The 12897-nt window shown below is 66.4% G+C and carries 8 protein-coding genes; 6 read left to right on the forward strand and 2 right to left on the reverse strand.

Translation table 11 applies throughout. The annotated features are described in order from the left end of the window. Nucleotides 1–257: 257 nt before the first annotated feature. Nucleotides 258–2027, forward strand: coding sequence for a serine/threonine protein kinase (locus MJD61_21795; GenBank protein MCG8557891.1), 1770 nt, complete (start codon nucleotides 258–260; stop codon nucleotides 2025–2027). A gap of 19 nt (nucleotides 2028–2046) precedes the next feature. Here MJD61_21795 and MJD61_21800 read toward each other — a convergent pair whose 3' ends face one another. Then, nucleotides 2047–3564: a GAF domain-containing protein gene (locus MJD61_21800; protein ID MCG8557892.1), complete on the reverse strand. Its 1518-nt coding sequence runs from the start codon at nucleotides 3562–3564 to the stop codon at nucleotides 2047–2049. Nucleotides 3565–3833: 269 nt separating this feature from the next. Between MJD61_21800 and MJD61_21805 the strand changes: the two genes are divergently transcribed. Genes MJD61_21805 through MJD61_21815 form a run of 3 tightly spaced genes read left to right on the forward strand, consistent with a single transcriptional unit; the run spans nucleotide 3834 to nucleotide 8346 of the window. After that, a complete protein-coding gene (locus MJD61_21805) occupies nucleotides 3834–4952 on the forward strand; it encodes a 4-hydroxythreonine-4-phosphate dehydrogenase PdxA (protein MCG8557893.1) in 1119 nt (372 codons plus the stop codon). Between the two features lie 29 nt (nucleotides 4953–4981). Then, nucleotides 4982–7852, forward strand: a complete 2871-nt coding sequence (gene uvrA / locus MJD61_21810; GenBank protein ID MCG8557894.1) for an excinuclease ABC subunit UvrA — start codon at nucleotides 4982–4984, stop codon at nucleotides 7850–7852. Next, a complete protein-coding gene (locus tag MJD61_21815) occupies nucleotides 7849–8346 on the forward strand; it encodes a GNAT family N-acetyltransferase (protein MCG8557895.1) in 498 nt (165 codons plus the stop codon). Before uvrA ends, MJD61_21815 begins: the two co-directional genes overlap by 4 nt. 3 nt (nucleotides 8347–8349) lie before the next feature. On the opposite strand, the gene MJD61_21820 is transcribed toward MJD61_21815, so the two are convergent. Further along, complete coding sequence (locus MJD61_21820) at nucleotides 8350–9696, reverse strand: acetate--CoA ligase family protein (protein ID MCG8557896.1); 1347 nt, start codon at nucleotides 9694–9696, stop codon at nucleotides 8350–8352. Between the two features lie 703 nt (nucleotides 9697–10399). On the opposite strand from MJD61_21820, the gene MJD61_21825 reads away from it, so the two are divergent. Together MJD61_21825 and MJD61_21830 are read left to right on the forward strand one after the other, a co-directional pair. Next, nucleotides 10400–11923, forward strand: coding sequence for a hypothetical protein (locus tag MJD61_21825; protein MCG8557897.1), 1524 nt, complete (start codon nucleotides 10400–10402; stop codon nucleotides 11921–11923). A 75-nt stretch (nucleotides 11924–11998) separates the two neighbouring features. Continuing rightward, entirely contained in the window at nucleotides 11999–12715 is a 717-nt protein-coding gene (locus MJD61_21830; protein MCG8557898.1) for a HEAT repeat domain-containing protein, read from the forward strand. Nucleotides 12716–12897 lie beyond the last annotated feature (182 nt).

Genomic DNA, 12897 nt, shown 5'->3' on the forward strand with positions numbered 1-12897 from the left:
GCCGAGCAGTACTCCTCGGGCGATTCCTGCGGGCGCGCTCGCCCAGAAGACCGCATGAAAACCCGATTGACTGGGGCAGCCGCATGCGCTGCATTTCCTCGGTTCGCCGACACGCCATCCGACCCCGCGGCGCTGCGCCATGCTCGGTCCGGAGTTTCGGGACGGATACTAGCTGGCCATCGGCCGAGAGCGCTGCACTCGAGCGCGGCCCGGTTGCCGGCTGTCGGTCGGGACACACCCCGAGTACACTTGGGGTCGTGCCGATTCTGACACCTGAGGAGCGCATCGGGAGCACGCTGGCCGACAAGTACCGGATCGACGGCGTGCTCGGGCAGGGCGGCATGGGGGTGGTCTACGCGGCGACGCACACCTGGACCGGCCGCGCGGTGGCGGTCAAGGTGCTGAACGTAAGCGACGGCGGTGCACCGGACCGCAAGAAGCGACTGCTGCGCGAAGCACGCGCAGCCACGAACCTGCGTCACCCCAACGTGGTGGATGTCCTGGACATGGGCCAGGACGCCGAGGGCTCCCCCTTTCTCGTGATGGAGCGGCTCGAAGGCCGCACGCTCGAGCAGGAGCTGGCACAGCGCGGCGCACTCCCGGTGGCCGAAACCCTGGAGCTCCTGCTTCCGGTGATCGGCGCGGTAGCGAGCGCGCACGACGTTCGCATGGTCCACCGCGACCTGAAGCCAGACAACATCTTCCTGCGCCGCGATTCTCGAGAGCCGGATAGGCTGCAGCCGAAGCTGCTAGATTTCGGCATCGTCAAGGTGTTCGACGAGGTTTCGGTCACGGGCGCCGGGGCCATCGTGGGAACGCCCCGCTACATGGCGCCAGAGCAGGCCAGCGGCGCGGAGGTGGGCGCTGCGGCGGACGTCTGGGCCATGGGAGCGATCCTCTATCGCTGCCTGGCCGGAACTTGCCCTTTCGAGGGGCCCACCCCTGCGGTGGTTCTGTCGAGGATCGTCCACGAGCCTGCCCCGAGCCTGAGCGACGCTGCGCCCTTTCTGGCACCACGGCTTGCGGCCGCTGTCGATCGGGCTCTGAAGATGGAGCCACGAGCGCGCTATCCCGGCATGCGGGAGTTCGCTCGGGCACTTCTTACGACCGCCCTGGCCGACGACTTGGAAGTGCCTCTGGATCCGGATCCCCTTGGGCTGCCTGACTGGAAGCGCTGGTGCGCCGCGGAGCTCGAGGGTGTCGACCGCACTGCAGACCAACAGCATGGCCGGAGTGCGGGGGGCCCGGCCTCATCCGTTCAAGGGGTTGACGGGGCTGCGCAGTGGTCTCGTCCCAGGGTGCTGGGCAGATTTCGGCATCCCACCTTGTTCGCGGCTCTGATGGCGCTGGTCGGGCTCGGGGCGTGGAGCTTCGGCTCCAGCTTGTTGGTTGGATCCACACAGGAACCGGCGGCGATCGATGCACCAGCGGTCACTGTTGAACGGAGTCGTACCGCCTCGCCTGCTGCGGAAAGCGTGTCTGCGTTCGGGCGAGCCCACCAGGGTGCCGAACGGGTGGTGCCAGCTGCTGCTTCGGCTCGGATTGCAGCGCGGCTGGCGGCTGCGAACGCCGATCCTGGTGGCGCCGAGCAGGCGATGCCGCGGCCTCTGCAGGATGCTGCCACTCCAGTCGCATCACCCGCCGGGCGAGCAGACCCGCACCCGAAGCCTGTGTCCACGATGTCTCAAAGCGGGGGTAGAGCGCATTCGCTCAAGTCGGTTGCGCACAAGCTCGTCCCGCGCGTTGGGCAGCGATCCCGTGACCGTTCGCGCGCTCCCATACCGAGCAGAATCGATTCGAGCCGCCGTGTCGATTCGAGCCGCCGTGTCGATTCGAGCCGCGGTGCCGATTCGAGCCGCGGTGCCGATTCGAGGCGCCGTGTCGATTCGAGGCGCCGTGTCGATTCGAGGCGCCGTGTCGATTCGAGCCGCGGTGCCGCAACCCGGCGAGGGGCCGCGCGCTCCGCTCCGCGCCGTGGGGCAACGCCCGAGAATCCTCCGATTCCCGAAATTCGTTCCGACTGGTAATCGTCTCTTGGACGGGCCCCTAGATCTGAGCGCCAGCCCGAATCCTGGCATGGTGTAGAAACTCAGCCAGTCGCGAGGCGACATAGTTGATTAGATGCAGATCGTCCTTGCTAAAGCGCTCCGCGTCCAGACGGTTCAGCAACTGGAGCATCCCGAGCAGGTGACCTTCGTGGACTACCGGGCACAATAGCATGCTGCGCACCTCGAGCCCCGGGCGTCCATCGAGCTCCTCGCGGTAGCGACTGTCTTCGGCCGGAGACAGGACGGTCGAGGGCTTTCCACCGACCCGTGCCGAGGCCCCGGCAATTCCGGCGCCCAGTGGGATCGTGCGTCCCTGCAGCTGCTCGGCTTCGGGGCCCTCGGCGACAACCACCCGAAGCTCGTCCGTGTTGATGTCGTAGAGGCTGGCGGTTGTGGCGATCGCGGGGATGGTCTTGCGCAACATCTTCACCACGAACTGCAGCGCATCCCGCGGGGTAGCGATGAACGCGAGCTCCTGCAGCGCTTCGAACGCTTCGGCTAGACGCTCGTCTTGGCCGGGCTGCGCCAGCGGTGTCTTGCGCCTGCGCGGTCCGGGGAAGCTCAGCCGGGCCTGCCCGTGCCAGTCCTTCCACTGCAGCATGATGATCGGCGGGCGCTCCGGTCGCTGGCTCCAGCGATGGTCGAAGGCCGCCAGATTGATGAATTTGCCGCGCGGCGCGGCTTCCAGCTCGCCCTGAAGCCGTCGCAGCTGGCCCTGCAAGAACTCCTCGGCAGCGACGAGGTCGATTTCGTCCGCGACGTAGTAGCTGCGTTCCCGGTACGTGAGCGGGTTTTCCTTGGTCGGTTGCTCCTCGCGTGACAGGATCACATCGAAGCCCTCCGTCGCAACTCGCCCGGGCTGCGGGCCTTCCAGAGGCTGTGCCGGCGCTGCCGGGGAGGTCTCGACGGGCAGCGCGATCTCGATATCGAAGAGCTCAGCCTCGTCGGGCGGCGGCTGAGCTGCTGCGTCTGGCGCTGGCACTCTTCCGCCGCCGGCTTGCTCGGGCACCTCCGGCGGAGGTGGCTCGGCATGTGGGGAGGCGGGCGTTTGCAGCGCCAGCGTTGCGGGCGCCGCCCGGGAAGTCTCGGCGCTCTGCGCGGGTTGTTCCTCGTCGTCAGGGGTTTCGGCCAGCGCTACCTCGACCAGCAGCTCGTCGTCGCCGGGGGCACTGACAGCTTCTTCCTCGGGCACCGTCTCCGGGCGGAGCTCCTGCCTGGCCTCGGCTCCTGCCCTCTCGGCTGTGGCGACCCCGGCTGTGGCGACCTCGGCTAGGGCGGTCGCGGTCTTGGCGACCTCGGTCTTGGCGACCTCGGCTCTGGCGACCTCGGTCTTGGCGACCTCGGCTAGGGCGGTCTCGGCCGCAGCTGGCGATGTAGCCGGCATCACGTCAACGCGCTGACGGCTTGCGGGATCGAGCACGGCCACAGCGCCTGTGGATTCCAGCACACAGGTTGCGCCGTAGGGAAAGGCTGCTGATTGGCCAAGCTGCCGGCGGCCCTGCAGCAGCGCCGCCATCCAGTGTTCTGCCTCCACCGCGCATGTTTGCGGGGGATGTCGTGAGGAGATCGTCTCGAGTCTCCAGCTTCTTGATGACGTCACGTGCTGTGCCTTGCCATGGGTCGCGTCAACGATCAAGAACAGACAGGCTCGAGTCGAGCAGAGTTGCCCGAGTCGAGCCCCGGGTTTGCCCGCCCGACCGGGCAGGGCTAGCATCCTCGGACGGCCCCGCTGCGCTTGCCGCTCAGAGGGGACCGTAGTAGCTGGGGCGGTCGATCGGGACACGGATGATGCCTCTGGCGGTGGCTGTGGGGGATCCGGCCGGTGTCGGGCCGGAGGTTTCCGTGCGGGCTGCGCGAGCCGTGGCCGCGTCGGAGCGTGTCGTTCTTTTCGGTGACGCCTCCAGGCTGAAGATGCTCGCGCTGCGTGCAGGCTTCACCCCGAGTCAGATAAGATACTTCGAACCCAGCTCGCCGTTCCAGCTGGTGAAAGGAACCCTGGGGCTGGCGGATACCGGCGCAGTGAGCGAAGCCACCGTGCGATTGCGCCGCCCCAGCGTGGATGGAGGCCGCGCCCAGCTGGCCGCGCTCGACGCCGCGCTGCATGCGATCGTGCAGGGAAGGGCTCGAGCCCTGGTTACGGGCCCGGTGAGCAAGGAGGCGGTCAGCTACGTCAAACCCGGGTTCTCGGGTCACACCGAGTACCTGGCGCAGGTTTCAGGCTTGGCTCCCGACGCGGTAACCATGATGTTCCTCGGACGTCGCCTGAGACTGGCGCTGGCTACGACCCACCTGCGGCTGGCCGATGTGCCCCGACAGGTTCGGGGCACCCGTGTTGCTCGTAGCGTGCGTCATCTGGCCCGCGCGCTGCGAGCTCTGGGCGTCGGACGCAGGGGGCCGGTGACGATCGCGGTCACCGGTGTGAATCCCCACGCAGGGGAGGGCGGCCTGCTCGGAACCGAGGAGGCGGAAGTCGTCGTGCCGGTGCTTGAGCAGCTACGCGGAGAACCCGAGGAGGCCATACCGGGTCTGGAGCTCATCGGACCGCTTCCAGCAGAGGCAGCGTTGCGTCTGGCTGCTTCGAGAGCGGTCGATGGCGTGGTCGCCATGTTCCACGACCAGGCCACCATCGCTTCCAAGCTGCTCGACTGGGCCCGGGCGGTCAACGTGACCTGGGGCCTGCCCTTTGTTCGAACGAGCGTGGATCACGGAGTGGCGTATCAGGCATCGGCCTGCGGCGAGGTCCATCCCGGCAGCATGACAGCCGCGTTGCGCATGGCCGCTCGACTTGCCCGCGACAGAGGTCGCCCCGAGCTCCGACTCCCCGCGTCCGGCACGGCGACCGATCCTGCGGTCGAGCGCGTGCCGCGCAGTGCCCAGCCGGGCGATCCGAGGGGCGCTGGGTGATGCCGCCCAGCCGCGCGCAGGGGTCGGCCGTGAGCGGTCAGCTCGTCGTTCGCGGCGCTCGCGAGCACAACCTCAAGAACATCGACCTGAGCCTCCCGCGCGATCGCCTGGTCGTCATCACCGGGCCGAGCGGATCGGGCAAGTCCTCGCTGGCGTTCGATACGATCTTCGCCGAGGGGCAGCGGCGGTACGTAGAGTCGCTTAGCGCGTACGCGCGCCGTTTTGTTGGTCAGCTGCCGCGGCCGGACGTTGATTCCATCGAGGGGCTCTCGCCAGCGATCTCTGTAAGGCAGCGGCCACCGAGCGACAATCCGCGCTCGACCGTTGGCACCGCCACAGAGATCTACGACTACCTGCGCCTGCTCTTCGCCCGCGTCGGTCAACCGCACTGTCCGAAGTGCGACCGCCCGATCACCTGCTTCACCGTGCAGCAGATCGTGGACCGCGTCTTGGCGCTGCCCGAAGGTACGCGATTCAGCGTCCAGGCGCCGGTGCTCAGTCGAAGCCGGGGCGACCCGGCGCAGAAGCTGGACGAATTGCGGCGCCAGGGCTTCGTGCGCGTGACGATAGACGGTCAGGCTTTCAGTCTGGATGAGATCCCGGGCAACGACCTGAAACGGTGCCACGACCTCGACGTCCTTGTCGATCGGCTATCGGTGAAGCCTGGCGTGCGCCAGCGGCTTACGGAGGCTGTCGAGCTGGCCCTGAACGTTGCCAACGACGTAGTGCGCATCGCGCCGGCTGGCCTTGCGTCCATGACGATGTCGGCGAAGCTCGCCTGTATTCCATGCGGCGAAGTAGTGCCGGAGCTGTCGCCCCGCTCGTTTTCCTTCAACAGCCCGGCCGGGGCCTGCCCGGATTGCAGCGGCCTGGGCGTCCAATTGCACTTCGACCCGGCCCTCATCGTCCCCGATCCAACCCTGAGCCTGCAGGACGGCGCAATCGCGCCCTGGGGACCCGCGAACGGTATTGCCTACCGCCGCATGCTCAAGCGCTTGATCACGGCATACGGGGTCGATGCGGCGGTACCGTGGCAGTCGCTCGACGAGCGGCTCAGGAATCGCATACTGCACGGCGACGTGCAACAGTCCGGTCGCGGGGGGCATCCCGGTGTGATCGCCGAATTGAGCCGGCGAGGTCGGCGCCACGAGCTGGGGCAAGCTGGGCTCGAGGGGCGCGACGATGCGCCTGCCGCGCTGCATGCCTGCGCCCGCACGGAGGTCTGCCGAGCTTGCGCGGGGGCGCGTCTCAGACCTGAAGCGCTCCACGTAAGGGTCGCGGGCAAGAGCATAGCCGACCTGGCTGGGGCGAACCTGGCCGAGGCGCTGCAGTCTCTAGCTTCGATCGAGCTCGGCCCCCGCGCGGCGGCGATGGCGCAACAGCCCCTCGACGCGGTGATCACTCGGCTGAGATTGCTCGTCGATCTGGGCCTCTCCTACCTGTCGCTCGATCGTCCCACCGCGACGCTGTCGAGCGGCGAGGCGGAGCGCTCACGGCTTGTAACGCAGCTCGGCTCCGGGTTGGTTGGAGTGCTGTACGTGCTCGACGAACCCTCCATCGGACTGCACGCGCGCGACCACGCCAGGTTGCTGCAGGCGCTCGCCAACCTGCGCGACCGAGGCAACACCGTCCTGGTGGTCGAGCACGACGAAGATACGATCCTCGCCGCAGATTGGATAGCGGACATGGGTCCCGGCGCCGGTCGCCAGGGCGGCCGTCTGGTCGCAGCGGGCACTCCGGATCAGATCGCTCACGACCCGCAGTCGCCGACAGGCCAGTATCTTGCCGGGCGCAAGCGGGTAGACTGCATCGCACAAGAAGAGCGGCGCCACAAAGGCTGGCTGACGATCGACAACGCCTCGATCCACAATCTCAAGGAGCCACGTGTCAAACTGCCCTTGGGTGCCCTGTGTTGCGTGACGGGGGTGAGCGGGAGCGGCAAGTCGTCCCTGGTGATGGACACGTTGCTGCCGCTGGCTCGCGAGCGGCTGCACAACGCGCGCGCGGCGCCAGGTGGAGCGGTCATCCGTGGCCTCGAGGGCCTAGACCGGGTGGTGCATGTGGATCAGAGACCGATCGGCCGCACACCGCGGTCCAATCCGGCGACCTACACCGGCGTGCTCACGGCACTGCGCGAGGTGTTTGCAGCGCTTCCAGAAGCCCGTGCTCGTGGCTACACCCCTGGTCGCTTCAGCTTCAACGCGAAGGGCGGCCGCTGCGAGGCTTGTCAGGGTGATGGGACCTTGCGGGTCGAGATGCACTTTCTGCCCGATGTGTACGTGCGCTGCGAGCAATGCTCGGGGCTTCGCTACAATCGTGAGACGCTCGAGATCCAGTACCGAGGCCACAGCATCGCGGACGTGTTGTCGCTGACCGCAGACGACGCTCTGCAACTGCTGGCCGCGTTCACGCCCATACGTGATCGGCTCGCCGGCCTTCGACGAGTGGGCCTTGGTTATCTGGAGCTCGGCCAGAGCGCGCGCACGCTGTCCGGGGGCGAGGCCCAACGACTCAAGCTCGCCAAGGAGCTTCAGCGGCGCGCAAGTGGACGTGCCCTCTACCTGTTGGACGAGCCCACGACCGGACTGCATTTCAGCGATGTAGCCGTCCTCTTGAGCGTGCTGCGCGAGTTGGTGAGCGCCGGCAACACGGTGGTTGTGGTCGAGCACCATTTGGATCTGATCGCGGCGGCAGACTACATCGTCGACCTGGGCCCGGAAGGGGGCGGTCAGGGGGGTCGAGTGGTTGCCAGCGGAACTCCGGACGACCTCATGCGGGCTCCGAGCTCGCACACCGGGCGCTACCTGCGGGCGCACGAATCCCGAGTCCGCCGCCAGCCAGCGTTTGCGAAGGCAATCGCAGAGCACGACGCCGGTGGGGAACCGAGCCCCGGCTCATGACTCGCGAGGCGGACATCCGAATCCGGTATCTCGCGGACACGCAGGATGCTCTGGCAACGTTGGTTGATTGGTTCGTCGATGAGTGGCGCCCTTACTACGGATCCGATGGACCAGGGAACGCCGAAGCGGACCTTCGGGAATCGATGAACCGAGATGCACTTCCTATCTGTCTTGTCGCGGCTACTGATGCCGGGGACATCGCCGGCTGCATCTCGCTCAAGTCGGAGTCGATTTCACACCCGGAGTTGACGCCCTGGGGCGCGGCGTTTCTCGTTGCTCCAACCTATCGGCGTCAAGGGATCGGCACGATGTTGGTGGCTGCTCTAGAAAAAGAGGCCCGGCGGCTCGGCTTCAGTCAGCTCTACATGTCGACCGACGCCGCGACGCGCATCGTTGAACGGCGGGGCTGGCGCGCGTTCGACACGACCGAATCCCTCCGGGGGACAATCACCGTCTACTCAGTATATCTCGAGTCCGAGCTGCCAAACTTGTGAGCATCACGGCAGTCCCCCGCGCAGCATCCGCCGTTCGAAGGCGTCCCCCACCATGACCAATGCCTCTCGGACCTCCGCCGATCCGTCCGGCAACAGCGCGAGCGGACGCATCTCTACCGTTTCGACTTCTGCTCGGCGGTCGTTCATGAACGCCGCCAGGCGCAAAAGCACGTCAGCGATCGACTCGACGTTCGCGTCACGGACCGCGGCTCTGCTATCCAGCACGAGACGTGCGCCACGCAGGCGAGCAAGCCCACGGGCGATGGCCGAGATGGGAGCCGGCAGCACCAGCGTCGTTGCGTCTCCAGATGCCGCCCCGTGCGGGTCTGCGAAGCCGATCTGCATGGCGATCCGGCCCCTCACGAGTGGCGAGGCCGCAACACCAAGCAAGGCACGGGCGATCGTCGCGGAGGCCACGGTCACACCCAGCAGGCGCTCCCCAGGCGCTCGCTGTTGCCCGAGGCCCATGAGCAAGCGGAACACCTCGCGCACTCGGGCAGCGTTGTCCACCATCTGGACGGTCAGGTCGGGATGCTCCCAAATGCGCAGGTCGGGTGAAGCGAGCGCGATCCGCACTGGAAACCCAATGCGACTCGCTTCCGCGGCAGCGCGCGACGCGCTGGTACAGAGCTCTTCGACCGGCAATGGAAGCCCATAGGGACGCAGGGCCGCCTTGCTCGCGGGATCGGAGAGCGCACGCCGAGGGCCGTAGATCACGTCCAGCACGGCCTGGGATTCCACACCATCCACGGTTGACTCCACTTCGGCAGTGGTATCGCAGGTGGTACGAAGAGCAGCGAGGGCGGCGGCGACATCCCTGGCTTCGCCCAGGGCGACTGGTGCCGCATCTGCCGCAGACTTCCAGGTCAGCACAGCGTCATCCACGCGCTGCAGCTCCCCATCGGAGTCCGACCCGCTTCGCACGGCGGCGCGCAGCCGTTGACGATCCGCGTCGGGCAGACGCCCAAGCTTGGCGGTCCAGGGCGCTCGGGCGCCAGCTCGCAACAGGGCGAGCAGCGCCAACAAGGGGCGGACTTCGTCCACCGCGCAGATCCCCAGGTCCAGGGCCGCGTCGCGGGTGGTCGAGGCGCTTTCCTGCTTGTTGAGCACGGCTAGCACGAGGTGCTGTCCCTGACCGCGAGCAACGTACGCCAGGTGTACCACCTGGTCCAACGACGGCGGCTGCAGCAGTCCGAGTGCCGTTGGCTCATGGGTCTTGAGCGAGCTCAAGGCGTCCTTCACGGCAGCTCTGCTGATACGTGGTGCAATGGCAAGTCCCAGTCCACGGGCGCCGTTGGCACATTCGACAGCGAGCTCCGCGCTGTCGCAGATCACATTCCACGAGCTCACAGCGCCGCCCTCAATCCAAGTGGTGCGCTGGGAATCAGGCGTTGCGTTCGGATGGGCGCTGGTGCTGGGACGTGCACGAGGGAGCCTGCATGAGCGAGAACGTCCTCGAGGGCCGACTCGGCGGAGAGGGCAATTGTACACGTCAGCACCTGCCTCACTAGTTTTCGGCCGGGCTCGACCAACGGCCTCGGCGCCGGTCCGGCGCGGGCAGGGCAACGCCGAGCCCGCATCGGTGACGGACTTCGGGGCCACCCCATCGATGGGCACCCGCATGGCGGAGGCGGCTGCGATTGCGGCCGAGTCCGCAGCCCAGGCACCGCACGAGACGCCATCGAAGCTTGGCCGTGGCCCTTTCCGGGGCGCCAAGGTAGCCCGTGATCTCGGCGGTGCTTGACCCTGTTGACCAGCCGATGATATTCCGGAATCCGCAGCCGCATACCGGAGCGCGTTCGGGATCCGCCCTGAGAACAACGCTCTAAGAATAACGCTCCCGGATCGGCGAGGGCCGGGCGCCGCTGGCAAGGGCGCGACGACGAGGAGCACGCGTGGTGTTTCGAGGAGAAGCAACGCAGCCAGAGGTGGTCGGAGCCGGCGAAACGGGAAGGTGGCCTTGAACGGATATCCAGTGCTTCGGTAGTGCGCATTTTCCGGACGTGGGGTGGGGCCGCGGTCCCAAAACTGAGCCTGTACAGGAGATGCGTAGATGCGGCTGAAGATAATCGCCGGCAACGTCGCGATCGTAGTCGTGCTGGGCTTCGTCGGTTTCCAGATGGTACGCGGCGAGCTTCGATCCGAGCTGAACCGCGAGGTCGATGCGGGGATCGCAAACAGCCAGGTGCTGCTGGACCGCTCGTTTCGACTGAGCTCCATCGAGTTGCTGCAGCGGGTTGAAGAACGGGCCGAATCCAAGCAGCTACGCGACGTTTTTGCGGGTTTGGACCTGAACAGCCGGCGCACACGAGCGTTCGAGGCCGCCGAAAACGTGGTTGCCTTTATGGGTGATCCAGCCCGGGGTAAATGGGGTGCGCCAGATATCGCGGCGGTCGTGGATGAGACGGGTCGAGTGGTCGCCCGAAACGGCGCCCGAAACTTGATGTTTGGGCAGTCGCTTCTGGAAGCGGTACCCGCGCTCGGCGATGTGCTCAAAGACGGAGAGCCGCGATCGGATACCTGGATGGAGGAACGCGAAAAGAAGGTCCTGCGGACCTCCATCGCTGCTATCGCGCATAAGGGCACGCGCTTGGGGGCGCTGGTCGTGGGCTACGACCTATCCAACGGCGTGGCGGTGCGGGAGGCCACGCTGCTCGGCGGCGACGTTGCGTTCCTGGCCGAGGGAAGGGTCTACAGCTCGTCTCTGGACGGCTCGGGCGTGAAGGCCCTGAACGACTTTCTGTTCAGCACGAACAAGGCAACGACCCAGCAGGTAATGAACGGTGAGCTGCCCTCGAGCTCCCCGTGGCAAGCGAGCCTGGCGGGCCAGGACTATGTGGCGATTACGGCGAAGCTGCCCGGGTCGATATCGGTGCGCATGGCGTACGTCATACTAGCCAACCGAACAGTGCGCCTGGAGCTGGTGGGGGCAGCAAATATGATACTCTACACGCTCGTGCTCGGAGTGATTCTGGTCGCGGCCTTCGGTTTCACCGTGGGCACCTCGATACTGCGTCCGATTGTCGCGATCGAGGAAGGCGTGCTTGCGGTGATCAACGGAAACACGGATCTGCGTCTGGAGACGGACAGTCCCGAGCTGGGCGGCTTGGCATACCGCATCAATCAGCTCCTCAACGTGTTCACGGGCACCGAGGAAGATACCGAGGACGAGACCGGGCGCATCTCACACCCGCCAAAGGCGGGCATGTGGAAGGACGCTGCGTTTGGTGAGGCGGCGCCTTCGGCGGCGACCCAAGGGCCCGCCCGGGACACCACGCGCGAGACGAACGCGACGGCAGGTGTAACCGCGTCGGACGGAACGCTGGACGACCCGGCGGTGGGGGCTTCGCTCGCTGCGGAGGATGAAGAGGCCTACTATGCTCGCGTGTACGATGAGTACGTTGCCGCGAAGCGGGCTCTTGGCGAGGACGTCTCGAACATCCCCAGAGAACGTTTCGTGGCGCGCCTGAAGGGAAACGCGGGAAGCCTGGTGGCGAAGCACGGATGCCGCATGGTGCGCTTCCAGGTGCAAACCCGGGGCGATCAGGTAGTGTTGAGGCCGGTCATCATCCGCTGACGGCGTGTACGGTTCGCCGAGCTCGAACGTGCGAGCCTTGGGTTGACGCGAGCGCCGGCGCGTCTTGGGAAATCGATGGGTTTACTAGGCCTTTTTGGCAAGAAGTCCGGTGCGTCAGCGCTGCGAAAGCACGCCGAGCGGGTGGCGAATAAACGGGCTCAGGCCCCCGATCGATGGGAGTCCATACAGGCACTGGCCCAGATGGGCGGAGCCGACGCGATTGCGGCGCTGCTGCCGCGCTTTACGTTTTATGTAGATCCGAGCATTACCGATCAAGAAGAGAAGGACCTGGCGTTCGAGGCGATTGTTGGTGCAGGAGAGCAGGCCGTTGAACCCGTGGTGGCTTTCTTGCGGCGCGCGGAATCGATCAGCTGGCCGCTGAAGATGCTGGACGCGCTGGTTGCGCCGGATGAGGTGATCGGCAGGCTGCTCGGCCTTCTGGAAGGAATGGACATCGAGTACGAGCGGGATCCCCAGCGCAAGATCCAGATTCTGGCTGTGCTGGAGGAACGGGTCGATCAGCGCGTTGCACCAGTGGTCATCCGTTTCCTGCAGGACGCGAACGAGACCGTGCGCTTTCACGCGGCAGGTGCCCTGCTGGCCCAGGAACCCTCCGGCGAGGCGAAACAGGGTCTCATGGACTGCCTCAAGCGAGAGGAGAGCGTACGCGTGCGAGTCCGCATCCTCGATTCGATCATCGATGCCGGCTGGGACCTGGGACCGTCCCCGGACTTGAAACTGCCGGCCGGCTATCGGGTGGATCGCAAGGGCAGACTCCAGAAGGCAAGCTAAGGGCCCGCGGAAGAACAACTCATCCATCTCACCGGTTCCGACCACCGCTGGCTATGTTGCGCCTCCTCGAAATACCCCCAATATTCCTCGTCGTTGCGCCTTGCCAACGGCGCCCGGCCCTCGGCGATACAGACGAGTTATTCTCCCGCGGGCCCTAACTCTTTCGACTAGTGTCCTGGAAC

The sequence above is a fragment of the Pseudomonadota bacterium genome (assembly GCA_022361155.1).
Taxonomy (GTDB): domain Bacteria; phylum Myxococcota_A; class Polyangia; order Polyangiales; family JAKSBK01; genus JAKSBK01.

Excerpts from the sequence above, each read along its gene's own strand:
- MJD61_21830 (MCG8557898.1), top strand. The coding sequence starts at position 11,999 with ATGGGTTTACTAGGCCTTTTTGGCAAGAAGTCCGGTGCGTCAGCGCTG.
- MJD61_21805 (MCG8557893.1), top strand. The coding sequence starts at position 3,834 with ATGATGCCTCTGGCGGTGGCTGTGGGGGATCCGGCCGGTGTCGGGCCG.
- MJD61_21815 (MCG8557895.1), top strand. The coding sequence starts at position 7,849 with ATGACTCGCGAGGCGGACATCCGAATCCGGTATCTCGCGGACACGCAG.
- MJD61_21800 (MCG8557892.1), bottom strand. The coding sequence starts at position 3,564 with ATGGCGGCGCTGCTGCAGGGCCGCCGGCAGCTTGGCCAATCAGCAGCC.
- MJD61_21825 (MCG8557897.1), top strand. The coding sequence starts at position 10,400 with ATGCGGCTGAAGATAATCGCCGGCAACGTCGCGATCGTAGTCGTGCTG.